The 23106-nt window shown below is 64.2% G+C and carries 20 protein-coding genes; 10 read left to right on the top strand and 10 right to left on the bottom strand.

The annotated features are described in order from the left end of the window. Positions 1-21: 21 nt before the first annotated feature. Positions 22-1848, bottom strand: a complete 1827-nt coding sequence (locus tag KPL76_RS13365) for a sensor histidine kinase (RefSeq protein WP_216333974.1) — start codon at positions 1846-1848, stop codon at positions 22-24. Between the two features lie 225 nt (positions 1849-2073). Between KPL76_RS13365 and KPL76_RS13360 the strand changes: the two genes are divergently transcribed. Then, entirely contained in the window at positions 2074-3549 is a 1476-nt protein-coding gene (locus tag KPL76_RS13360) for a cation:dicarboxylate symporter family transporter (protein WP_216333973.1), read from the top strand. Between the two features lie 87 nt (positions 3550-3636). On the opposite strand, the gene KPL76_RS13355 is transcribed toward KPL76_RS13360, so the two are convergent. The 3 genes from KPL76_RS13355 to KPL76_RS13345 are packed head-to-tail and all read right to left on the bottom strand — an operon-like array spanning position 3637 to position 5987. Then, entirely contained in the window at positions 3637-4299 is a 663-nt protein-coding gene (locus tag KPL76_RS13355; protein ID WP_216333972.1) for a DUF305 domain-containing protein, read from the bottom strand. Next, entirely contained in the window at positions 4296-5018 is a 723-nt protein-coding gene (locus KPL76_RS13350) for a DUF3105 domain-containing protein (protein WP_253202046.1), read from the bottom strand. Before KPL76_RS13350 ends, KPL76_RS13355 begins: the two co-directional genes overlap by 4 nt. Before the next feature lie 48 nt (positions 5019-5066). Then, complete coding sequence (locus tag KPL76_RS13345) at positions 5067-5987, bottom strand: Ku protein (RefSeq protein ID WP_216333971.1); 921 nt, start codon at positions 5985-5987, stop codon at positions 5067-5069. Positions 5988-6127: 140 nt separating this feature from the next. Here KPL76_RS13345 and KPL76_RS13340 point away from each other — a divergent pair, with 140 nt between their 5' ends. Together KPL76_RS13340 and KPL76_RS13335 are read left to right on the top strand one after the other, a co-directional pair. Continuing rightward, the gene (locus tag KPL76_RS13340) at positions 6128-8953 is read left to right on the top strand and encodes an ATP-dependent DNA ligase (RefSeq protein WP_216333970.1); all 2826 of its coding nucleotides are present in this window, start codon (positions 6128-6130) and stop codon (positions 8951-8953) included. Between the two features lie 85 nt (positions 8954-9038). Further along, the gene (locus tag KPL76_RS13335; RefSeq protein ID WP_205108043.1) at positions 9039-9269 is read left to right on the top strand and encodes a hypothetical protein; all 231 of its coding nucleotides are present in this window, start codon (positions 9039-9041) and stop codon (positions 9267-9269) included. A 91-nt stretch (positions 9270-9360) separates the two neighbouring features. On the opposite strand, the gene KPL76_RS13330 is transcribed toward KPL76_RS13335, so the two are convergent. From KPL76_RS13330 to KPL76_RS13320, 3 genes are all read right to left on the bottom strand, one after another. Further along, positions 9361-10920, bottom strand: coding sequence for a family 14 glycosylhydrolase (locus KPL76_RS13330; protein ID WP_216333969.1), 1560 nt, complete (start codon positions 10918-10920; stop codon positions 9361-9363). A 137-nt stretch (positions 10921-11057) separates the two neighbouring features. Beyond that, entirely contained in the window at positions 11058-11453 is a 396-nt protein-coding gene (gene trxA, locus KPL76_RS13325; protein ID WP_216333968.1) for a thioredoxin, read from the bottom strand. Between the two features lie 14 nt (positions 11454-11467). Then, positions 11468-12046 carry a hypothetical protein gene (locus tag KPL76_RS13320; RefSeq protein ID WP_216333967.1) on the bottom strand — a complete coding sequence of 193 codons (579 nt, stop codon included), beginning with the start codon at positions 12044-12046 and terminating at the stop codon, positions 11468-11470. Positions 12047-12206: 160 nt separating this feature from the next. Here KPL76_RS13320 and KPL76_RS13315 point away from each other — a divergent pair, with 160 nt between their 5' ends. Beyond that, positions 12207-13055 carry a carbon-nitrogen hydrolase family protein gene (locus KPL76_RS13315; protein WP_253202045.1) on the top strand — a complete coding sequence of 283 codons (849 nt, stop codon included), beginning with the start codon at positions 12207-12209 and terminating at the stop codon, positions 13053-13055. Positions 13056-13162: 107 nt separating this feature from the next. On the opposite strand, the gene KPL76_RS13310 is transcribed toward KPL76_RS13315, so the two are convergent. Further along, complete coding sequence (locus KPL76_RS13310) at positions 13163-14365, bottom strand: pyridoxal phosphate-dependent aminotransferase (protein WP_216333966.1); 1203 nt, start codon at positions 14363-14365, stop codon at positions 13163-13165. 275 nt (positions 14366-14640) lie between these two features. Between KPL76_RS13310 and KPL76_RS13305 the strand changes: the two genes are divergently transcribed. From KPL76_RS13305 to KPL76_RS13295, 3 genes are all read left to right on the top strand, one after another. After that, entirely contained in the window at positions 14641-16416 is a 1776-nt protein-coding gene (locus KPL76_RS13305) for a S1C family serine protease (RefSeq protein ID WP_253202044.1), read from the top strand. Positions 16417-16535: 119 nt separating this feature from the next. Beyond that, entirely contained in the window at positions 16536-17630 is a 1095-nt protein-coding gene (locus tag KPL76_RS13300) for a glycosyltransferase (RefSeq protein ID WP_216333965.1), read from the top strand. A 49-nt stretch (positions 17631-17679) separates the two neighbouring features. Next, positions 17680-17829 carry a hypothetical protein gene (locus tag KPL76_RS13295; RefSeq protein WP_216333964.1) on the top strand — a complete coding sequence of 50 codons (150 nt, stop codon included), beginning with the start codon at positions 17680-17682 and terminating at the stop codon, positions 17827-17829. A 206-nt stretch (positions 17830-18035) separates the two neighbouring features. On the opposite strand, the gene KPL76_RS13290 is transcribed toward KPL76_RS13295, so the two are convergent. Both KPL76_RS13290 and KPL76_RS13285 read right to left on the bottom strand, forming a co-directional pair. Continuing rightward, on the bottom strand, positions 18036-18338 hold the full coding sequence (locus tag KPL76_RS13290) for a hypothetical protein (RefSeq protein ID WP_216333963.1): 303 nt from the start codon (positions 18336-18338) through the stop codon (positions 18036-18038). A 66-nt stretch (positions 18339-18404) separates the two neighbouring features. After that, positions 18405-19307: a hypothetical protein gene (locus KPL76_RS13285; RefSeq protein ID WP_216333962.1), complete on the bottom strand. Its 903-nt coding sequence runs from the start codon at positions 19305-19307 to the stop codon at positions 18405-18407. Positions 19308-19531: 224 nt separating this feature from the next. Here KPL76_RS13285 and KPL76_RS14805 point away from each other — a divergent pair, with 224 nt between their 5' ends. The 3 genes from KPL76_RS14805 to KPL76_RS13270 are packed head-to-tail and all read left to right on the top strand — an operon-like array spanning position 19532 to position 23096. Beyond that, complete coding sequence (locus KPL76_RS14805) at positions 19532-21232, top strand: ABC transporter ATP-binding protein (protein ID WP_253202043.1); 1701 nt, start codon at positions 19532-19534, stop codon at positions 21230-21232. Then, on the top strand, positions 21208-22779 hold the full coding sequence (locus KPL76_RS13275) for an ABC transporter permease (RefSeq protein ID WP_216333961.1): 1572 nt from the start codon (positions 21208-21210) through the stop codon (positions 22777-22779). The genes KPL76_RS14805 and KPL76_RS13275 overlap by 25 nt, the downstream gene beginning before the upstream one ends. A gap of 23 nt (positions 22780-22802) precedes the next feature. Then, positions 22803-23096 carry a DUF3039 domain-containing protein gene (locus KPL76_RS13270; RefSeq protein WP_216333960.1) on the top strand — a complete coding sequence of 98 codons (294 nt, stop codon included), beginning with the start codon at positions 22803-22805 and terminating at the stop codon, positions 23094-23096. Positions 23097-23106 lie beyond the last annotated feature (10 nt).

Below are 23106 nucleotides of genomic sequence, written 5' to 3'. Positions count from 1 at the left end.
CAGTTCACCATTTCGCGCTGTTCACCATTTCACGCTGTTCACGGGTTGCGGCGAGCTTTCGGACGCCGCTTGCCCGAGTCCGGTTTGCCCGGGTCCGGTTCGCCCGGGTCCCGTTTGCTCGAGTCCCGTTTGCCCGGGTCCGGTTTGATCACGACTTGGCTTCGTGATCGGAAGCGTGACGGTGAACGAGGCTCCCGTCGAAACCCCGGTGCCAGGGGTGCCGGCCGCATTCACGTTGCTCGCGACGACGTCTCCGCCCAGTCGCCGCACCGACTGTTCCACAAGTGCCAACCCGATTCCGCGACCTGTCTGCCCGGGGTCTTTCGTACTGTAGCCGCGAGTGAAGGCCCGGCTCAGATCGGTGATTCCCGGGCCGTTGTCAGTGACGGTGATCATGACCTCGTGGTCGCGACATGAAATGGCGACAACGACCTTCGGATGATGCGCAGCCACATTCGGCGCAGCCACGCTACAAGCATCTACCGCACCTGTACCTCCCGCACCCGCATCTCCGGCACCCGCATCCAGGGCATTGTCGACGAGGTTACCGATGATCGTGACCAACTCGACCGGCGGCAGATCGCCGAGGTCGAGACCGTCGTCGACACGCACATCGAACTCGACTCCGCGTTCGGAAGCCTGCGCCGATTTGCCGAGCAGGAGGGCGGCGAGCACGGGCTCGTCGACAGAACCGATCACCTCGTCGACGAGCGTCTGGCCGACGTGAAGCTCGTTCGACGCGAAGGCCAGGGCTTCGTCGCGCCTGTCGAGCTCGATGAGCGCGATGATCGTGTGGAGGCGATTTGAGAACTCGTGGGTCTGCGACCGGAGGGCATCGGAGAGGGTGCGCATGGTGGTCAGCTCTCCGGTGAGTTGCTGCAGTTCGGTGTGGTCACGGAGCGTGGTCATTGTTCCGATCCGGCGAGCAGCCCCTGCCGTCGCGGAGGAGATCGCGGGCGACTGGTTCACGATCAGCACTCGGTCGTCGGTCAGCACCGGCTCGTCCACGGCCACGGCGCCGCTGGCGAGCAGTTGCCGAAGCCCATCGGGCACGGCGAATCCCGCCACCGGCGACGGGCTGGCGGGCAGCAACTGCCGAGCCAGCCCCAGTAACTCGGCCGCCTGGTCGTTGTAGAGCACGACGTTGCCGTGCGGGTCGGTCAGGATGACCCCTTCCCGCACGGAGTGGAGGACGCCCTCGTAATACCCGAACATCCGGCTCATCTCCTCGGCACCGAGGCCCCAGGTGACGCGCCGGAGGTACCGGCTCAACAGCCAGGAGGCGAGTGCGCCGAGCGCGAGAGTGAGCGCCGCGATTCCGAACACGATCGGGAGTCGGGAGCTGAGAGTGGCGCCCAGGCTGCTGACCGTGACGCCGGCGGACACCAGCGCGACAACTCGTCCGTCGGAACTGAACACGGGCGCGACCGAACGCACAGAAGGGCCGAGCGTTCCTGCATACGTCTCAGTGAAGGTTCGCCCTTCGAGGGCTGGCTCGATGGTTCCCTGGAACGGCTTGCCGATCTGGCTCGGATCGGGGTGCGTGTAGCGGGTGCGGTCGGGAGCCATGATGGTGATGAAGTCCGTCGATGTGTCGGCCATCGCCGTCAGAGCGTACGGCTGCAGGGTGGCACTCGGATCAGGTGACTGCACCGCGTCGAGGACGAACGGGTTGTCGGCGACCGCAGTCGCCACCACCAGTGTCTTGGCATCGGCGTCGGCGTTCACATCGGCCTGTGCATCGCTCCAGAGCCAGAGTGTCGCGATCGCCGTGAGCACCACGATGGCGGCAACCTGCAGCACGAAGAGTCGGGTGGCGATGGTCCACCTGCCGATTCGGGCCTTCATCGTGCCTCACTCGCTGAGTTGATGTGTGCTGAGTTGATGTGTGCCGGCTGATGTGTGCCGGCTGACACCTGCCGTGCTCTCTACGATATGCCGCTCCCGACCCGGGACCCGCGAACAGTATGAACGCAAGTTCCGGGTGACGGCGTGTGGAGCGCAGGCTGGTGCAGCTGGTTTCCAGTGCCGTCGACGAAGACGTGGGCGGCTCCCTTCACCAAAGGAAGACCGATGTCACAGACGCATTCACCAGCGAGCCCGGCCGGACGCCCGCCGGTCAGCCAGCCTGGAAGCCAAACTCCGCGCCCGGCGCGGCACCGTCGACTCGACCGATCGCATTATCTCTACATCGCTGTGATCGTGGCGGTTGGTGCAGGTATTGCAGTCGGTCTGCTCGCCCCCGAATTCGCGAAGGGATTGAAGCCGCTCGGTGATGGTTTCGTCTCCCTGATCAAGATGATGATCGCGCCCATCATCTTCTGCACCATCGCCCTCGGTGTCGGGTCTGTCGCCAAGGCGGCAACGGTCGGCAAGGTCGGCGGTCTCGCGCTCGGGTACTTCGTTGTCATGTCGACTTTTGCGCTCGCGATCGGCCTGCTCGTCGGCAACCTGATCCACCCGGGTGAGGGGCTGAACATCAGCACCACGTACGATGCAACGAAGACCGCCGCCGCATCGTCGACCGACTTCGTTCTCGGCATCATTCCGACGTCGTTCTTCTCAGCACTCACGAGCGGCAGCATCCTCCAGGCCCTCTTCGTCGCGCTGCTCGTAGGCTTCGCCCTGCAGAAGATGGGCTCGAAGGGTGCGCCCATCCTCGAGGCCATCCGCCAGCTCCAGCAGCTGGTGTTCCGAATTCTCGCGATGATCATGTGGGTAGCCCCGCTCGGTGCATTCGGCGCGATCGCCGCAGTCGTCGGGGCGACGGGCGTCGCAGCGCTGGTTGCGCTGGGCACTCTGATGGTCGCGTTCTACATCACCTGCATCCTGTTCGTCTTCGGCATACTGGGCGTTTTGCTGAAGGTCGTCACCGGTATCAACATCCTCCGGGTGATGAAGTACCTGGCGCGTGAATACCTGCTCATCGTCTCGACCTCGTCGAGCGAGGTCGCGCTGCCCAGGCTGATTGCGAAGCTCGAGCACCTCGGCGTCGCCAAGCCCGTCGTGGGCATCACCGTGCCGACCGGTTACTCGTTCAACCTCGACGGTACGGCGATCTACCTCACCATGTCGTCGCTGTTCATCGCCAGCGCGCTCGGCACCCCGCTCAACATCCCCGAGCAGATCTCCCTCCTCCTGTTCATGATGATCGCATCGAAGGGCGCCGCCGGAGTCACCGGTGCGGGCATCGCGACCCTCGCCGGCGGCCTGCAGGCACATCGCCCCGACCTCGTCAACGGCGTCGGCCTCATCGTCGGCATCGACCGGTTCATGTCAGAAGCCCGAGCCCTCACGAACTTCACCGGCAATGCGGTCGCCACCGTGTTGATCGGAAAGTGGACCAAACAGATCGACATGGTGCAGGTCGACCGGGTGCTCTCAGGCGAACTGCCGTTCAACGAGTCGACGATGAGCGCCGACGATCACCTCAGCGCCGACGAAGAGGCGTATCGCGCCCGCCGGCTGGCAGACGAGAAGGCCCTGGTCGATCAGAAAGCGCTCGCTGGCGAGAAGGCGCTGGATGATCGGCCGCAGTTGGTCCGCTGACGCGCTCCCCACGCTCGGCGGCGGGCTCGGGCGAGGGCTCGGGCGAGGGCTTGGGCGTGCGCGGCAAGATCGGCCCGGAGGGCAGCCCTACGATCGCGCAGCGAGCAGCTGCTGCATGTAGGCGATCTCGCCCGTCTGGGCGGTGATGATCGTGTTGGCGACCGCCAGCACAGTGGAGTCGGCCGAGCGCGCCACGAGCGCCTCGGCCATCTGCACGCCACCCTGGTGGTGAGCGATCATCAGGCTCAGAAAGAGCTTCTCGGCCTCCACGCCGGTCAGGGTGCCCAGCCGATCGACGTCGGCCTGGGAGGCCATGCCCGGCATCGTCTGCCCAGGGATCACCGGGCCCGGACTCGCTTGCCCGGCACCCATGTCCATGCCGTGATCGGCGTTGCTCTGGTCGAGCGTCGGGAGGGTCATCCAGGTCATCGCGGGTACCGGTGAGGCCTGTGGCAATCCCCACAGATTGAGCCACGCGAACATCTGACCGGCCTGCTGGCCCTGCGAGGTGGCGATGTCGTAGGCGAGCTGCCTGATCTCGGGGTCGGTTGTCTGGTCCCGGATGATCATGGCCATGTCGATCGCCTGCTGGTGGTGCACCTGCATGTCGCGGGCGAAGCCGGCCTCCGCGCTCAGGGTGCCGGGAGTCTGCGTCACGGGCGTGGTGATGCGCCCGACCACGAGTCCTACGACCAGGAGGAGCACGCCACCCAGGATGAGGGCGATGCGCAGCCTGATGCGTGAACTCACGTCACGAGGCCGGGGGCGGTGATCCCGCCGGTGCAGGCTGCCCCGGGCTCAGGCGAATTCGGCGACTGCCAGTACGTCTTGATGAAGTCCGCGAGACGCGCGTCGCTCACCCCGGTGAGCTGGATCTGGGCGCCCCAGGCCGACGCGACCACGGGGGAGGGCAGACCGACGAACGGTGACAGGACGATATACGTCGTCGGAAGGGCGGCGCGCAGGGTGGCGAGCTGGTCTGCGGTGACCTGCGATGCGTCGTAGGTCACCCACACAGCGCCGTGTTCGAGGTCGTGCACGGCATTCTCGCTCGGTACGGGCTGGTTGTAGACCCCGCAGTTGAGCCAGACCGGGTTGTGGTCGCCGCCGGCCGGAGGAACCTGCGCGTACGTCACCGTGCCGGAGACGTGGTTGCGGCTGAGCCCGGGGAACGTCTGCACGCCGTCTGCCTTCGTTGCAACGGGTGCGGGCGTGGAGCCGCTGCCGGTGACGACAAAGACGATCACCAGCACGATGACCAGGCCTGCTGCCCCGATGAGCGAGCCGATCGTGATGCGGCGGTTGCGCGCGGCCCTGGCCTGGGCGCGTTTCATCGCTTCGACCTTCTCGGCCCTGCGAGCCTCCCGTTCCTGCTTGACCGTCAGATTCTTTGGATTCTCTGGCTGTGAATTCTCTGGCTTCGGGTTCTCTGGCTGCTGGTTCTCAGGCTTGTCTTTTTCGCTGGGCACCACGCCAGAATAGCGATCGAAGATCACAGAAAACTGTTAAAGCGACAACTATGAAGCCGCCGCCGACTTCTTGGCAGTGCGTTTGGCCTTTGTCTGCTTGGTCGCCCCTGCGTCGCCGTCGCTGTCAGCCGACTGGCTCTTCTCCGCGCGGCTGCGTTCTACACTGCGGCGCAGCGCCTCCATAAGGTCGATGACGTCGCCACCTGGGCCTTCGCCACCGGGGCCTTCGCCACCCGCCCCGTCATCACTGTCTCCAGCACTCTGCCCGAACGTCGCCTCGGTGTCGATGGAATCCCCGTGTTCGAGCTTCGCGTCGATCAACTGCCGGAGCTGCACCTGGTAGTCGTCGCTGAACTTCTGCGGCTCGAAATCGGCCGAGTATGAATCGACCAGGCGCGCTGACATCTCGAGCTCCTTCGCCGAAATGGTCGGATGATCTGCGAGAGACGTGAACTGGGCATCACGCACCTCGTCATCCCAGAGCAGGGTCTGCAGCAGGAGTACATCGCCGTGCACACGCAGCGCCGCGAGTCTCGACTTCTGCCGGAGTGCGAACTTCACGATCGCGGTCCGATCGGTCTGCCCGAGGGTCTCGCGAAGAAGCACATAGGCTTTCGACGACTTCGAGTCGGGTTCGAGAAAGTAGCTTCGGTCGAACCTGATCGGGTCGACCTGGTCGCTGGGCACAAACTCGACCACGTCGATCTCGCGGCTCTTCTCCGCCGGCAGCGTGGAAATGTCGTCGGCCGTGATCACCACGGTGCGTTCTCCGTCGTCGAACGCCTTGTCGATGTGTTCGAAGTCGATGACCTGACCGCAGACCTCGCAGCGGCGCTGATACCTGATTCGCCCACCGTCGGCGTCATGAACCTGGTGCAGGGCGATGTCGTGGTCTTCGGTTGCGCTGTACACCTTCACCGGCACATTCACGAGGCCGAAGGTGATGGCACCCTTCCAGATCGATCTCATGACACCAGTGTTGTCCGCTTCTGCGTCAAGTGCTAGAGGCAGTGCCGCGTGCAGTGCCGCGTGCAGTGCAGCGTGCAGTGCAGCGCGCGCATACGTCAAGCGCTGGCGCGCGGGCTCCCGTCGCGATGATGATAGGGGTTATGAGCGAGAAAGCCGCTACCAACATTCGCGAGAAGGCTTCCGAACCAGTGACCGTCTCGGTCGGTGGCCACCGGCTGCGGCTCACCAACCTCGACAAGGTGCTCTACCCCGAGACGGGAACCACGAAGGCTGATGTGCTGCAGTACTACTCCGACATCAGCGAGGTCATGCTGCCGTACATCCGCGACCGCCCGGCCACGCGCAAACGCTGGGTGCACGGAGTGGGCACTGCCGGGCATCCCGAGCCGATGTTCTTCCAGAAGAACCTCGATGACTCGACACCCTCGTGGGTGAGGCGGCGCACGATCGCCCACTCCGATCACGACAACGAGTACCCGCTGGTGAACGACCTCGCGACGCTCACCTGGCTCGCGCAGATCGCCGCCCTTGAGATCCACGTGCCGCAGTGGCGGTTCGGCAGTACTGCTGGGGGTCTGTCTGCTGGGGGAGTGGCTGCTGGGGGAAGCGCTGCCGGGGCAAGTACTGCCGGGGCAAGTACTGCCGGGAGAAGCACTGGAAGCGCTGGAGCTGCCGGCAACCCCGACAGGCTCGTGCTCGATCTCGACCCGGGTGACGGAGTCGGGCTGCTCGAGTGCGCGGAGGTTGCCCGGTTTGCCCGCGAGCTCCTGCAGGGCATGGGGCTTGACCCGATGCCGGTGACGAGTGGGAGCAAAGGCATCCACCTCTACGCGGCGCTCGACGGGTCGCAGACCTCGGAGCAGGCGTCGGCGGTGGCACACGAGCTTGCGCGCGCGCTCGAGGCCGATCATCCACATCTCGTCGTGAGCGACATGAAGAAGTCACTGAGGGCAGGCAAGGTGCTGGTCGACTGGAGCCAGAACAGCAGAGCCAAGACGACGGTCGCGCCCTATTCGCTGAGGGGGCGGGAACACCCCACCGTCGCCGCACCGCGTACCTGGCGCGAGCTGGCTTCGCCAAAACTCGCCCAGCTCGAGTACAGCGAGGTGCTCACACGGGTGAAGCGGCGCGGCGACCCGCTCGCGGTCATCCTCGACGCTGACCATGTGGGTGACGCTGACCATGTGGGTGACGCTGACCATGTGGGTGACGCTGACCATGTGGGTGACGCTGACCATGTGGGTGACGCTGACCATGTGGGTGACGCTGGGGCAGCTTCCGCGCCAGAGCGCGATGCGCTTCACATCTACCGGTCAAAACGCGATCGAACGAAGACTCCAGAGCCGGTTCCGGATACTCCCCCCGAGCCGGGCGACGGCAACACCTTCGTGATCCAGAAGCACGCTGCGCGGCGTCTGCACTTCGACTTCCGGCTCGAGCGCGATGGCGTGCTCGTGTCGTGGGCCATTCCGAAGGGGCCGCCCACAGACGGGCATCAGAATCACCTCGCCGTGCAGACAGAAGACCATCCCCTCGAATACGGCTCGTTCGAGGGGAGTATTCCGCGCGGGGAATATGGCGCAGGCACCGTCGAGATCTGGGACGAGGGCACCTACGACCTCGAGAAGTGGAGACCAGGAAAAGAGATCATCGCCACGCTCCATGGCACCAGGGAGGGAGGTCTGGGTGGCGATCGAAAATTCGCGCTGATCCACACAGGCAGAGGTGACAACGCCGACAATTGGCTGATCCATCTGATGAGCGAGAAGTACAGCGCCCAGAGCGAAGCACGGCACGCTTCGCTGCCTGCGCAGGAGGACGACGAGGCTCCAGCCATCAATTCGGCCCTGCGAGCGGCACGGGAGTTGCACGACGGCGGGAAGAATGGTGCCGGGCAGAACGGTACTGGCCAGAAGAGTGTCTTTCCTATGCTCGCCACAGCGGGATCGGCAGCAGACGTGAGTTCGGGTCACTGGGCCTACGAGATGAAGTGGGACGGCATCAGGGCGATGGCGTCGATCGACGTTCCCGTGTCGCGCAACAGTGGGGCCGACGGCTCACCTGCAGGCAGCTCGGTGGTTCGACTCTCGAGTCGCAGCGGCAGTGACCTGACCCAGAAGTACCCTGACCTGCTCGATGCACTCACGGATTCGGCGAACGGCCGCCGGCTCGTGCTTGACGGCGAGATTGTCGCATTCGATGGCTCCGGTCGCCCGAGCTTCGGTCGTCTCCAGCAGCGCATGAACCTGCAGGGCGAGGCCGACATCTCCCGGGCGGTGAAGGCCGTGGCTGTGCACTACATCGTCTTCGACGTCGTCGAGGTCGACGGTGCATCGCAGCTGAAGACGCCATACTCAGAGCGCCGGATGCTGCTGGAGACTCTTCTGGAAGCGCCAGCTGGCTCGAGGGTGCAGGTGCCGCCCGTCTTCGACGGGGACTACGACGCGGCCTTCCAGAGCAGTGTCGATCTGGGACTCGAGGGGATCGTCGCCAAGCGGGTGAACGGCACCTACAGCGCGGGCAGGCGCTCGCGGGCATGGATCAAGATCAAGCATCACCGGGCACAGGAGGTCGTGGTCGGCGGCTGGCGGATGGGAGCCGGTCGACGGGCGAACGGAGTGGGTTCACTCCTGCTCGGCATTCCTGCGACCGGCCTTCCCGGGAGAGGACTTCCTGCGGGGAACTTTGCCGCGAACGGCACTCTGCAGTACATCGGCCGCGTCGGCACGGGGTTCTCCGACGCAGAACTCGATCTACTCATCGAGAAGTTTGCAGGCATGGAGAGTGACGAGTGCCCCTTCGGTGACCTGCCGCGCGAAGCTCGGATGGGCGCTCGCTGGTTGAGACCCGAATTTGTGGGAGAGGTCGAGTTCGTCGAATGGACGGCCGCCGGAATTCTGCGCCAGCCCACCTGGCGCGGCTGGCGCCCGGACAAAGCACCCCGCACTGTCGTACGTGAATCATGAGCGTGGATCATGAGCCCGAATCGTGAGCCCGAATCGTATGCGTGCCCGTCATCACTGAACCACTCGACTGCAATAGGATGGTGTCATGACACAGTTAGGTAAAGGCCCCGTTGAATCTCGGCAGTCATCCGGGGGAGTTGTGACGGTCGTGTCTTTGGTCGTCTCTCTCGCTCTGTTCATCGGAGGAATGTTCCTCTTCGGATTCGCATTCGAGTACCCCGACTTTGCAACCCTCATCTTCGCCTCCGGCCTCGTAGCCGTCACCCTCGGCGTGTTCATTCCGCTGCAGCTGCTGCGCCATGTCGACGGGGCGTAGTACGCACACCACCTTGCTGTGAAGAGAGGGTGTCTGGCCACTGTGGCCAGACACCCTCTCTTCTGCTTTTCGGCGCTGAGCGCCGTGCGCGTTACTTGTAGTCGCGAATGAAATTCGACGCCAGGGTTTCAGAGAAACCACCGTTGGCAATGTCTGGCAGTCGCAACAGCGTGATTCCGTAGAATCGCCGCACCGAATCCCGGTCGAAGGCTGCACGAATGTGCGTCCACCCGTCGTTGTCGACATCGCCGTCTGAGTAGAGGCCACCATTCAGGGCATTCTCGCCCTTCACTTCGACTCCTGCCGCATAGGCCGCGTCGGCGATCCAGCCGACCTGGTCTGCCGCAGCCGAGTAGGCGAGCTTGCCTCCGTCCCAGAGCTTGTTGGGCTTCTCGAGCTCGGTGTAGTGAAGAATCACGTGGTGGGTTCGCGGCGACGTGCCGTCACCGTGCACATCGGCATCGTGGATCATGTTGAGAATGGCATCGTACCCGTGACCACTTGCCGCCGAACTCAGGTCGACGTTCGACGAGATGAGGCCTGCGGCGATCTCAGGGGCCCGGGTGATGGGGCTCGCGCTCATGGTCTGCCAGTGCACACCCGGGATCTTCTCGCTGAGTGTGACCGCCTGGAATCCGCCGTCGAAGGCTTCGATCGCCGTGTTCAGCATCTCGCGACCGTGGTTCACCAGGCTGTCGTTGTTCCACTGCGTGAAATCCTTGCCGTACTGGATCTTCAGGTACGAACCAGAAGTGAAGAATCCGTCGTGGTCGTTCGGCGGGGTGATGGTGGCGAGGGTGAGGCCCGGAATCCCCCAGGCGGTGGCCGCACCGGCAACAGAGCCGTACTTGGCCAGCACCCACTGGGTGAAGGAGGCCCGCGCTGCGGGCGAATAGGTCTGCAGAACGCCCCTGTTCGGGAACAGACCGGGTGAACCCGCGACACCGCCATCCTGGTAGTCGTAGGACGGTTCGCGCAGCTCGCCGGTGGGGCCGGAGCTGATGGCGATCTCGCTGACTTTTCCGCGGTAGTCGGTCGAACCAGAGGTGTAGTGGTCTTCGAAGGCATTCATGAAGGCTTTGACATAGCCCAATGCGCGGGTCGAGGCCATTCCCCAGGGAGCAATCGCAGCGTGGCTGACGTTGCCGTACTCGCTCTGGTAGTAGTTGTCTGCGGGATGTGTTCCGACGACACCGCCGTAGTTGACCGGATCCCACACGAAGTCCGGCATGCCGATCTTCGTCTTGCAGTCGCCGTCGTCGCCAGGGCCACCGCCGCACTCGTGAGTGGACATGATCGGCACGATGCTGAGGCCGGCATCGCTGATGGCCTTGAATTCCTTGTCGTAGTAGGCCCAGGTGTAGTTCGTCGGCGAGAGCGCGACTTTGCCCCACCACACATCCACTGAGATTCCGGTGATGCCCATCTTCTTGGCTTCAGCCAGCTGTTTGACGAAGGCCTGCCATTCGGGGCCGTCGGTCGCCCAGTCGCCGATCCAGAGACGTGCCATGGCGTTGACTGTGGGGGAGTCTCCCGGCGACGCCATCGCAGCGCTCGGGGCGACCACAACGCCCGCGGCCAGCACCGCCGTGACTCCGACCGCCGCACCCCAGCGTTTGGCTGAGGTTCGCAGGCGCGAGGATATCTTCATTGATTTCTCCAACTCTTGCAGGTTTCTTCATGCGCAGAGCCTCCCAGCATGAAGAAACAAGCATAGCTGAGAAAAAGTCAACTAGCTGTGAATATCCAGTACACCCTCAACAGCCCGTGGACCGTAGCAAGGCGGAATCAGGCATCCACTCCGTCGCTCGACCCAGCCGCTCGAGCAGCAAGGGCGGATTCATACTCCTTACGGACGTCGACCATGTCGAGCTGCCGAACCTGTTCGATGAGGTTCTCGAGGGCAGGTTGGGGGAGTGCGCCCGGCTGGCTGAAGATCGGGATTCCGTCGCGGTACACGACGAGCGTCGGGATGGAGGTGATGCCGTAGCTTGCGGCAAGGGCCTGCTGGTCTTCGGTGTCGACCTTGGCAAAGGTGATGTCGGCGTTCTTGTCGCTTGTCGCCTCGAAGACCGGGGCGAATTGGCGGCACGGCCCGCACCAGGCCGCCCAGAAGTCGATCAGCACGATGCCGTCGGCGACAGTCTCGTCGTGAGTCTCTTGTGTCAGTGTCTGCGTGCTCATGCAGAGTGAAACACTCAGATCTGTGCGGTATTCCCCGCTGTGAGGTTGGCCGCTTCGCCCACGGCTGGGGAAGCAGCCAGGACTGCCGGCCCTTGTGCGCTGCGTCGTGAGCGTCGCGCCGGGAGCTCGGGTTTGACGAAGACCGAGCGCATGTGGTCCGAGGAGAGGTAGTCGGCAACCCCGATGAGCACCAGGCTGAAGAGGATCTGTTCGGTGATCATCCAGAGTGGGTACAGGCCGGGGATGGCCGCGATCACCAGTGTGACAACGGGAAAGATCTTACTGAACAGTTTCAGACGGGAATATGCCCAGTAGTACCCCGCGCGCGCCCGCCAGGAGAAGTAGAACAGTGTCAGGGTGATTCCGAGCACGACCAGGCCGCGGAACCAGACCGCCCACGCCACGGTCTGGCCGTTGAGCGTGAGTGTGAGCGCAATGACGAGTGCGGCTGTTCCCAGAACGAACTCGAAGGCCAGCAACCAGGTGATCGCTGTGAACGCCCGCCTGGTTTTTGCGTGGGTGCGCTGTTCCTCGGGAATGCGGAAGCCCGCCAGACGCCCAGCCGCCAGCCGGTCGATGCGGTCGAAGATCATGCCTCGATTCTAAGAGGTTGCGTCAACAGGTGGCGGTCCGGGGGAATCGGGTGTGGTGACTGCCCAGTGGCTGCACTCCCAGAGGCTGTCCTCCCATAGGCTGAACTGCTATGAGAGCCTCTGGACCCACATCCTCCGCCACAACTGCAGGAGCGGCGCGGTGAACGTCGCTTCGCGTTCACGCGTGGAGTCGAACCTCGCGGTCACCCTGGGTGTTGCTGTGGCGCAGTTCGCGCCGGGTGCCGATGGCGTGGCGAATCTCGACGAGATGGGCAGGCTCGCGGCCACCGCGGTCGCCCGCGGAGCTGGGCTCGTGGTCTTCCCTGAATACTCGTCCCATTTCTCGTCCCCGCTGGGCCCCAACGCCCTGGCTGCAGCACAGCCACTCGACGGGCCGTTCGTCCAGGGTCTCAGTGCCCTGGCGCAGCGATCGGGCGTGCATGTGGTCGCCGGCACCGTCGAGAGCGGTGATGACAATCACTACTACAACACTCTGGTCGCTGTCGACCCGTCTGGCGAGCTTGTCGCGCGCTACCGCAAAGTGCACCTCTACGACGCCTTCGGCCAGCAGGAGAGCGAGTGGATGCGCGCGGGTACCGTCGAGCATCCGGAGACCTTTCTGGTGGGGGACTTCACCGTCGGGCTTCAGACGTGTTACGACCTCAGGTTTCCCGAGTCGACGCGCTGGCTAGTGGACGCGGGGGTCGACCTGGTGCTGGTGCCGGCCGAGTGGGTGCCTGGCCCGACGAAGGAGCGGCACTGGACGACGCTGCTCGAAGCGCGCGCCATCGAGAACACGGTGTACCTCGCTGCTGCAGATCACACGGCTCCTGGCGGGGTGGGACTGAGCATGGTCATCGACCCGACCGGAGTGCCCATTGCGGTGCTCGGGGCCGAGGCCGGTGTGGCTGTGGCCTTCCTCTCGCGGGCGCACCTCGAAGAGGTCAGGCGGGTGAACCCGGCCCTGGCTCTGAGACGGTTCGCCGTTTCGCCCAAGCAGGTGACGTAGGGCTGGTGAAGTAGGGCTGGAGTCGCTGGGCTGGTGTCGCATGGCCAGCGACCCAGGCTAGCGGCCCAGGGCTCGTGACTCACCGCTCGTGACTCACCGCTCGTGACTCACCTCTCGCGGCTGAGGCGACCGAGTTGCGCCGCTGCGCGGTCGAGAACCTCGATCTTCTTGCAGAAGGCGAATCGCACGAGCGATGAGTATTCCGCCGCGAGTTCGTCGTGGCAGAACGCGGAGATCGGAACGGCGACGACGCCGGCGAGTTCGGGCAGATCGCGGCACAGCTGCACGGCATCGTCATAACCGAGCGGTCTGGCATCTGCGACGACGAAGTATGTGCCGTGGGAGTCGAAGACCTCAAAACCGGCCTTGACGAGTCCGCTCGAGAGCACGTCACGCTTCGAGCGGAGGTCCGCGGCGATGCCGGCGAAGAATTCATCGGGCAACGCCAGCCCCGCGGCGATAGCGGGTTGGAACGGCGCACCGTTGACGTAGGTCAGAAACTGCTTCACGGTGAGGATCGCGGTGATCAGCTTCGCAGGGGCCGTGATCCAGCCGACCTTCCACCCGGTCGTGTTGAACGTCTTGCCGCCAGACGAGATCGTGATCGTGCGCTCCCGTGCGCCGGCGAGAGTCGCCACAGGAAGGTGCGGCTCGTCGAAGATCAGATGCTCGTAGACCTCGTCGGTCACGATGAGCGCATCGTGTTCGTGGGCCAGTTCGACGATCAGCTCAAGGGTCTCCCGGCTCAGCACCGACCCGGTCGGATTGTGCGGATTGTTGATCAGGATGATGCGGGTGCGGTCAGTGACGGCTCGCCGGAGATCGTCGTGGTCGGGTTGAAAGTCGGGTAGGCGAAGCGGCACAGTTCGGTGTTCACCGCGGCTGAGTGAGATGAGGGCGCCGTAGGCGTCGTAGAAGGGTTCGAGCGTGACGACCTCGTCGCCGTCGTCGACCAGACTCAGGATGGTCGCCGCCAGCGCCTCCGTGGCGCCCGCAGTGACGAGAACCTCCATCTCAGCATCGAGCTCGAGCCCATAGAACCTCTTCTGGTGCTCAGCGATCGCGTGCCGCAGTTCCGCAATACCTCGCCCCGGTGGGTACTGGTTCTGGCCCTGGGCGATGGCTCGTCGGGCTGCGTCGAGAACTTCGGCGGGGCCGTCTTCATCGGGAAAGCCCTGCCCGAGGTTGATTGCCCCCGTTGCGGAGGCGAGGGCGCTCATCTCCGCGAAGATCGTCGCCTGGATTGCTCCATCGGCTGACAGGAGGCCAGCACCTTCTGCTGTGCGCTGCCAGGGACCGCTGATCGACATGATGACCAACTTACAAGATGCCCCGTCTCGGTAAGTCCGCCCAGGTCGAGCTCGGCTGCACGAGTGGCGCACACTTGCCATGAACTCCCTATGAATGGTCGGAGCCGACTGAGTGGAAGATTACGCTTGCAATCGCGCTCGATCGAACGAATCGCTGGGTTCCCAGCGTCGCTGCCGGCCGGCGTACCGGCAAGACGGCATCTACGTGTTCAGCTTTCGTTGATTGAACACTCAGGTTCGCCGGGAAAGCTTGCACTGCTTGGAAGGAGCACCCCGTGTCAGACAGCACTGAAAACGACAGCACTCACAGCGACAGCACTCACGACGGCAGCACTCAGAACAACGGCACCGAAAACGTTCGCGCTGGGAACACTGGGGCTGAGAACACCAGCGCTGAGAGCATCAGCGCTGCGAACACCAGCAACCCTGGCGACGTGATTCCGAACGGCGCTCCAGGCGCCGATCGCGCGGCGGCTGGAACGAACGTCACCGGCGTTCTCCCCGACAACACCACGGCCGTGCTTCCAGCCGGCTTCGGCGCCGAGCAGCCCACCATTCCGATTCCGCCGATTGCGCCGGTGTCTCCCCAGGGCTCCGAAGTCGCGCCCGCATCTCCGTACGGTTCGACCCCGGTAGCCGGCGTAGCGCCCTATGGCGGTGCTGCACCTGCCGCGCCCGTTGCCGGCCAGGCTCCGTACTACCCTTCCCAGCCAACAGGCACCACCCAGACCGCGCCCCTGCCGGACTACGGCAACGGCGCATTCGGCCAGCCGGTCGGTGGCGGACCCTACGGCCCAGACGGGCGCCCTGTCGCTGCGGCTCCGGCACGACGACGCGGTGGAGCTGCGCTGATCGCTGCGCTCGCCATCGGCGCGCTCATCGGTGGCGCATCCGGTGCGGGCATCAGCGTGTGGGAGCTCAGCCAGAACAATTCGGGTTCGACACAGGCGTCGAGCCCCCAGACGATCAACGTGAACAACCCCGGCAGCGTGAACGACATCACCGCCGTCGCCGTGAAGGCGTCGCCGTCGGTCGTCACGCTGTCGGTCACCGATGGCACGACCACGTCGGGTACCGGGTCAGGTGTCGTGCTCTCGTCTGACGGCTACGTGCTCACGAATACCCATGTCGTCACCCTCGACGGCGCGACGGCCAGCCCGACTATCTCCGTCACTGCTGCCGACGGCAAGATCTACGTCGGCAAGGTCGTCGGCACGGACCCTGTAGCCGATCTTGCGGTCGTCAAGCTGCAGGATGCCAGTGGCCTGACCAAGATCGAGTGGGGAGACTCGTCGAAACTCAACGTCGGCGACACCGCAATCGCGATCGGCGCACCACTGGGCCTCTCGGGCACCGTGACGAACGGAATAGTGAGCTCGCTGAACCGCAGCATCACTGTGGCATCGTCAGCTGCTCCGAAGAGTTCCGGAGAACAGGCGACGCCCAACCCCGGCAGCACCGGCAGCCCCTACGACTTCTGGAACTTCGACATCCCCGGTCAGGGTGGCTCCCAGTCACAGGCCCCGTCGACGGCGAACAGCACCATTTCCCTTGCCGTCATCCAGACCGATGCCGCGATCAACCCGGGGAATTCAGGCGGGGCGCTTCTCAACTCGAGCGGCCAGTTGATCGGAATCAACGTGGCGATCGCCAGCGCCGGTTCGACGAGCTCCTCCTCGGGCCAATCGGGCAGCATCGGCGTCGGCTTCTCGATTCCCGCCAACTTCGCCAAGCGGATCTCCGATGAGATCATTGCCACCGGTTCGGCAACCCATGGGCTTCTCGGTGCATCCATTTCGGCATCGACGGATTCGTCCCAGTCTGTTGTCGGCGCCCTGGTGGCCGACGTCACCAGCGGTGGAGCTGCTGCGGCAGCAGGCATCCAGAAGGGTGATGTCATCACAGCGTTCGATGGCATTGCGGTCACCGATGCGACCGATCTGACCGCCCAGGTCAGGGTGCTTCCGGCAGGCGCGACCGCTACGGTCACCTACCTTCGCGGTGACAAGTCGAGCACGGTGAACGTCACCCTCGGACAGCTGGCCAGCTGACTCGGTAGGCCCACCGATACACACTCCGGGGCTCAAATGGCCACCTGATAGGCTCATCGTTGCTAATGGCGCGATGGGCCTATCGGTCTGTTTGCACTCCCATCCACCGAGCGGAATAGATGATCGACTCCACCCCTGGCCCGACTTCGCCTGGCCCGTCTGTGATACCTCCGGTCACGGCTGTTCTCGCCGTTCGAAATGACGCACAGACCATCGAGCGGGCGGTCAGGAGCATTTTCGCGCAGCAGTATCCGCTCGAACTCGCAGTCGTGATCGCCTCGGCGCCGAGCACAGACGGCACACGCGAGATCGTTCGGGCTCTCGCGTCTGGCGATCCGCGGTTGAGTGTCATCGAGACGACATCGGCATCTCCGGCGGTTGCTCTCAACGAAGCCATCGCGGCCGCGACGAGCGCGGTTCTCATCCGGGTCGATCCACGAAGTGAGCTGCCTTCCGACTACGTGAGGGTGGCAGTCGAAGCAATGGCACGGACTGATGCAGCGGCACTCGTCGGACGAACCAGGCCCGTCGGAGAGACGCCGTTCGAACGGGCGGTGGCCACGGGCTTCCGGCACCGCCTGGGTCTCGCAGACGACCCTCTGCGTTCGCCTGGCCAGGCGGAGGGCCCCACGGGGCAGCCGAATGATCACGTCCTTCGTCGGCGAATGTTCATCGACGCAGGACTCTACAGCGAGGAGCTCAGGCACGGTCAGAGCTGGGAGATGAATTCGAGACTCCGTGACGCCGGTAACACGGTGTGGTTCACGCCAGAACTGGTGTACTCGTACAGGCCTCCGTCGAGGGCTGTCGCACTCACCAGAGCCCTGTTTGCTGACGGCCTCTGGCGAGGGGAGTTCTTTCGCGCCTTCCGGGACGAGAGTGCTCTCAGGTTCAGGCTCCCTGTAGCGATCGTGATCGCGACGATCGCCGGGTTCATTCTCGGTGCCATCGGACTGTTCGGCATCGTCGCGGGGGCGCTCGGAGCCGCCTTCGTCGTCTCGGTGATCCTCTTCGCCCTGATCCTGGCACCGGCGGCCTACGTGGTCGTTGTGCTGACCCTGGCTGGCATTGTCGCGGTTCGTGAAGACCTTCGCACCGGGGCCTGGTTTGCCCTCGTTATGCCGTTCATCCATTTCAGCTGGGGTTTGGGATTCATTGCGGGGTTCCTGAACATCGAGGGTGCGGCAGACACCCTCATCGTGGACTTTGAGTGAAGACAGTGCTCCAGGACGCCCCCGTGGCATCGGTGATCTTCACACACACGTGACGAGGGCCATCGTGCCGTTCAACTCGAACTCGCGCATGGAGTTCATCATCGCCGGGCGAGGCGGTGTTGTCGACAGAACCAGTCCAGGCGGCCGCGAACGAGACTCCATCGAACGACGGATCGATCTGCCAGAGCACGATGGGTGATCCGAGGGGCGACATGCGATCGTCGAGTCGGATCGTGGCGTCGTGCCACAGGGGTTCGGGAAGATGCCAATCGACAGTTGCTGCGAAAGGCCGCAGCTTCGTCACGGGCGGTATGACTACAGGCATGATGCATTAAAGCACCAACTACAGACACCTCAAGCTCGACCTTGTCTTCGACGCGGCTCTGACCGCCTGCATCGCCCGGCTCAGAAGCTCATGCGCCACAGGTACTCTTCGCCAGTCGGTCGGAACCACCGCACCAACAAGACGGTTCGTCTCGACAGGTCTTCCCCTCGAATAGTGATGCCGGCACATGCACCGACTTCGAGCACACGTGGCTCGCACGCCGGCATCACTCCGGAACCCAGGAGACAGAAGGTCACCCCCACCAGCCGCTCATGACCGACATTCGTGATCGTGTACTGGGGGGCGCGGGAGCGGTCGACCCGGAGGGGTACGGCGTACGCCGCCTCGGGGAGCGGGTTGCGGTTCTCGACACCTCTGGCCATGGCGAGAATTCTAGAAAGAGCCTCTGACTCAGACGATGTCGTCGATGGTGAAGAGATCAGAGTTGTTCAAAGTCCCGTTGCCGACGGTTCTGGTGGAGGAGACGGTTCTGCCAGGGCGTGGCGTCGGAAGGGCCTCAATGACCCGGGTGACGCTGGCAGCCACCGGCGGCCCCGCGGACTCTTCGCTGGGGTAGTCGGAGTGTTGATGTCGTCTGTGGGACCCGCGATCCGGACTGTGGGCTCTGTTCCCGCAGGGAACTGCAGAGGGGCAGGGCCGAACGCAGAGCGAGACTGCACGATGACACGGCGTCCCAGCATGAGGTTTCCGCCGCCCCCGATGACGGCCCCGATGCCGAACGGCATCATCCTGCCGATGGCGGTGCCTCCGGTCCAGACCGCGAAATGCTTGAGGAAGGTCTTCTTGACCTGGTCTGCAACCGGCCCGACCGTGGCCTGGGGCAGATTGCGTGTGATCAGCGTTCCCCAGAACTGCGTCAGAGGCAGGCCTGACCCGCCGGCCTGCCTCGCGAGGTTCTGAACGAGATCCGCACCACCGCTGCCCATCATGAGAGTCATCACCAGCGCCCTCGCCCTGTCGGGGTCACCCACGGCGATGCCGTGCACTTCGGTGATCGACTGGGCGAAGAGCGCACTCGCTTCGAGAAACCCCAGCGTCTCGACGCCGGTCAGCGCAAGTGACGCGCCCGTGCCGACGGCAGGAATCACGGCTGTGGCGCCGACGGCTGCGCCCCCGGAGGTCACGGCAGCAAGATAGTGCCTCTCGAGAATGGCGATGAGCTGTTGGGGAGTAGCTGCCGGATGCCGACGCCTCAGACCCTTGATATGTGCGAGCACAACCGGGCGATGGATGCTCAGCACCCTGTCTAAGCCTCTGATGGCCTGGGAACCGGGCTGCGACGGCGAGTGTGCCTGGGTTCCGGGGTGATCGTCGGACGTGCTGTCGCTCATCAACTTCTCTCCACTGCATCATTGGCCCTGGTGTCATCGGCCACTGCGTCATTGGCATTACGCCTTCGGCGTCTCGAGCGGTCAATTGTACGGGGGCCCGCCGAGCGATGGCAGGGCACAGCGCCGTCGCGATCCACTGTGATATACATGCACGAGTCGTCGCGACACACAACGTTCGCCAGGCAGCATTCACGGGGCAACACAGGGATTGATAGGTTGGTGTAGTGAGTTCAGCTTCTGACTTCTCCCCCGATGACGGCACAGCTGTCAGCGCGCCCGATGAGGTCACCGCTGGGTCTGCAGAATTCGACGCTGACGGATCAGGCACGGTCGAACAGCGCACATCGCCAGCGCGGGTGACCGGCTCGAGTACTCCGGCACGGAGGGCGCCGGCCCGGCCGAAGACTGCTCCCAAGAACACGCAGAAGCCAGCGCCCACCCGCAAGCCTGCAGCCGCTTCGACCGCAGAAGCCGATACCACCAGCACGGAGTCGCCGGCTCCAGCCAGAAGACCACAGGCGCCCCGCCGCCCTGCCGCGCGTACACCTGCTCCGCGTACACCTGCTCCGCGTACACCCGCCCCTCGTACAGCCGCCCCGCGTACACCCGCCCAGAAGGCGCCTGTCCGGAAGGCCGGAGAGCGAACCACGCCGGTGAAGGAGACTCCAGCACAGGAGCTGCCAGCACAGGAGCTGCCAGCACAGGAGTTGCTGGCACAGCAGATTGTCGAATCCGAAAGCGTCGAACGGCGCGTTACCGCTCCGCTGGAACCAGTCGAGCAGTCGCCGGAGGCGCCCGTGACCGCCGCGGTCCTGGTCACGATGTACGCCGACCCGGATGAGTCGAACGACGCGCACGATCCCGACGAGCCGGGCGATGAGGTCGACGCCGTGCACGGAGTCGACGCAGTGCACAGTGTCGACGCAGTGCACAGTGCCGACCCAGCGCACAGGGGGGCCAGCCTTGCTGTCGACACGGAGGGTGTGGCCGACACGGGTGACACGGTCGACCCCGTTGATGTCGTCGAAGCGATCGAGACCGCGTTCGTGGCCGCAGAAGTTGCTGAACTGCGTTCAGCCGAGCGCATCGACCAGGTCATCCGGTTTCAGGAGCGCGACGAGATGTGGACTTCCGAACTCCCGAACAGTTCAGCTGAGGCGATCGACGACAGTGTGCTCTCCCTGACTGGCGTGGTGAAGCGTTTCGGGTCGACGATCGCCGTGGACGGTATCGACCTGCACGTCCGGCGGGGAGCGTTCTACGGCATCGTCGGGCCGAACGGTGCCGGGAAGACCACCACATTGTCGATGATCACCGGGCTTGTTCGACCGGATGAGGGGTCGATCGTCGTCAACGGCCTGGATGTCTGGAAGGACTCTGCCGGGGCGAAGAAGATGATCGGTGTGCTGCCCGACAAACTGCGTCTCTTCGATCGGCTGACCGGTCGCCAGCTGCTGCACTATTCCGGCTCCCTGCGCGGGTTGAAAGCCCGGGAGGTGAAAGAACGCAGTGAAGAACTGGCAGAGGCCTTCGGAATCCAGGATGCGCTGGGGCGGCTTGTGTCGGACTATTCGGCGGGTATGACGAAGAAACTCGCACTCGCAGCATCGATGATCCACTCTCCCAGCATGCTCGTCCTCGACGAACCTTTCGAAGCCGTCGATCCGGTTTCTGCCGATATCGTCACCGACATTCTCAAGCGGTACGTTCACAAGGGTGGCACCGTCGTGCTCTCCAGTCACAGTATGGACATGATCGAACGCGTCTGTGACGGGGTCGCGATCATCGTTCACGGTCGGGTTCTCTCCAGCGGTACCGTGGAGGAGGTCAGTGCAGGCTCGACGCTCGAAGACCGGTTCATCGAACTGGCCGGAGGCCACAAAGCAGTTGAAGGCATGGAATGGTTGCTCAGCTCATTCGACTGAGGCTTGCCCTCCTCTCGAATATCTTCAGCGGAACGAGACGTCGTGCCGTCGGTGTGACTGTCGGCCTTCTTCTGGCAACGATCGCACTCGTTTCAGTGTGCCTGCGCATCGTAAATCTGGCCGCCGAGCCGTCGTCGACTGTCAGAACCGCCGTTGTGCTCTCGGGTTCTGCTGTGGTTGCCGCTTTCTTTCTCGTTCCGATGCTCTTCCAGCGGAGTGATGCTATGGATCCGAGGCGGTTTGCCGTGTTCGGCTTTGCCCCCCGATCGTTGGCCTTCGCATTGGTCGCCAGTTCGATCGTCGCCCTTCCTGTAGTCGCGGCTGCTCTTTTCATGCTGTCCACGGTGGTGGCCTGGTCCCAGAACGCCGGTGTCGCGATCGTCGCGCTGATGGCTGGAGTCCTGGGCCTGGCGACGTGTGTACTGTTCGGAAGGCTGTCGTCGTCGCTTGCCGCGTACTTCCTGTCGAGCAGACGCGCACGCGAGGTGGCCGGAACCGTCGGCGTCTTCGTCATCGTTATTCTGGCGCCGGCCGCGGTGCTCCTGCTGAGCATCAACTGGGGTACAGAAGGGGCAACCTGGGCCCAGCGACTCGCCGGAATCCTGGGCGTGACACCATTGGGTGCGGCGTGGTCGATCCCTGCTGCCCTGGCCGCGGGCGACGGAGCCGGAGCATTCGTCTCGTTCGTCATTGCAGCGGCCACCGTTGCTGTTCTGTGGGCGGCGTGGCAGCTTCTCTCAGCGACCATGCTCACGTCGACCAGGCGCGAAGACGAGTCTTCGGAGCCGAGTGCCCTCGGGTGGTTCGGGCGCCTTCCCTCCACCCCGTCTGCGACTATCGCTGCCCGGAGCCTCACCTACTGGTCGCGCGATCCGCGCTACTGGGTCCCGCTGCTCATCGTTCCGGTCGTTCCGATCGTCATGGCTGTGCCGCTTGTGCTGGTCTCGTTCCCCTTGTCGTCCTACGCACTCATTCCCTTGCCGGTCATGTGCCTCTTTCTCGCATTCATGGTGCACAACGACATCTCGCTCGACAACTCGGCCGTCTGGCTGCACATCGTCTCGGGTCGGCGCGGAGTGGCCGACCGGCTCGGCCGGGTCACCCCCGTGATCCTGATCGGAATTCCCCTCATCGGGATCGGTTCGGTGGTGACGGTGCTTCTGGCCAACAACAGTGCGGCGTTGCCCTCCGTCCTCGGTGTGAGCACCTGTGTTCTGCTTTCGACCCTGGGGCTTGGCAATCTGATCTCCGCGCGTTTTCCGTATGCGGCAACGCGCCCCGGGGACAGCCCGTTCACGCAGCCCCAGTCGACAGGATCGACGTCGGTGTTCGTTCAGGTCGCTGTCGTCGTCGGTACCCTGGCGCTGACCCTACCGAGCATCGCCTACGCCGTCGCCGCCGACTTCGGTGACAGCGAAGCGCGCTGGAGTTCGTTGTGGTCGGGAGTCGGCGTCGGACTGCTTGTGTTCATCGTCGGCACCCTCGGGGGCGGAGCGCTCTTCAACCGCCGGGGACCAGAAATCTTGGCGACAACGCTCCGAGGCTGACAACACGCGGTTAGAATTTTCACATGGATTCTTCGTTCTTCATGTCACTCTCCGAGCCGGGTGCTCTCCCCGACGGCGGCGGCACGGCAACGCTCGACCGGGAGCTCGAAGAGCTGCTCGCCACCGAGCAGATGGAGCCGGGCGACCACGAACGCTTCTCCCACTACGTGCAGAAAGACAAGATCCTCGAGTCCGCTCTCACGGGCAAACCGGTGAAGGCCCTCTGTGGCAAGAAATGGATCCCGGGTCGCGACCCCGAGAAGTTCCCCGTCTGCCCCACCTGCAAAGAGATCTACGAGAAGATGCAGAACGACTGAGCTGCAGCCC

The organism is Subtercola sp. PAMC28395, from assembly GCF_018889995.1.
In the GTDB taxonomy this organism is placed as follows: Bacteria; Actinomycetota; Actinomycetes; order Actinomycetales; family Microbacteriaceae; genus Subtercola.
Note: the sequence above shows the minus strand (reverse complement) of the source record. Positions and strands in the feature narration are given on the sequence as shown.

Coding starts and splice junctions, on each gene's coding strand:
- KPL76_RS13340 (WP_216333970.1), top strand. CDS start 6,128: ATGAGCGAGAAAGCCGCTACCAACATTCGCGAGAAGGCTTCCGAACCA.
- KPL76_RS13285 (WP_216333962.1), bottom strand. CDS start 19,307: ATGAGCGACAGCACGTCCGACGATCACCCCGGAACCCAGGCACACTCG.
- KPL76_RS13290 (WP_216333963.1), bottom strand. CDS start 18,338: ATGGCCAGAGGTGTCGAGAACCGCAACCCGCTCCCCGAGGCGGCGTAC.
- KPL76_RS13270 (WP_216333960.1), top strand. CDS start 22,803: ATGGATTCTTCGTTCTTCATGTCACTCTCCGAGCCGGGTGCTCTCCCC.
- KPL76_RS13360 (WP_216333973.1), top strand. CDS start 2,074: ATGTCACAGACGCATTCACCAGCGAGCCCGGCCGGACGCCCGCCGGTC.
- KPL76_RS13335 (WP_205108043.1), top strand. CDS start 9,039: ATGACACAGTTAGGTAAAGGCCCCGTTGAATCTCGGCAGTCATCCGGG.
- KPL76_RS13300 (WP_216333965.1), top strand. CDS start 16,536: ATGATCGACTCCACCCCTGGCCCGACTTCGCCTGGCCCGTCTGTGATA.
- KPL76_RS13275 (WP_216333961.1), top strand. CDS start 21,208: ATGGTTGCTCAGCTCATTCGACTGAGGCTTGCCCTCCTCTCGAATATC.
- KPL76_RS13330 (WP_216333969.1), bottom strand. CDS start 10,920: ATGAAGATATCCTCGCGCCTGCGAACCTCAGCCAAACGCTGGGGTGCG.
- trxA (WP_216333968.1), bottom strand. CDS start 11,453: ATGAGCACGCAGACACTGACACAAGAGACTCACGACGAGACTGTCGCC.
- KPL76_RS13365 (WP_216333974.1), bottom strand. CDS start 1,848: ATGAAGGCCCGAATCGGCAGGTGGACCATCGCCACCCGACTCTTCGTG.
- KPL76_RS13310 (WP_216333966.1), bottom strand. CDS start 14,365: ATGTCGATCAGCGGTCCCTGGCAGCGCACAGCAGAAGGTGCTGGCCTC.
- KPL76_RS13320 (WP_216333967.1), bottom strand. CDS start 12,046: ATGATCTTCGACCGCATCGACCGGCTGGCGGCTGGGCGTCTGGCGGGC.
- KPL76_RS13345 (WP_216333971.1), bottom strand. CDS start 5,987: ATGAGATCGATCTGGAAGGGTGCCATCACCTTCGGCCTCGTGAATGTG.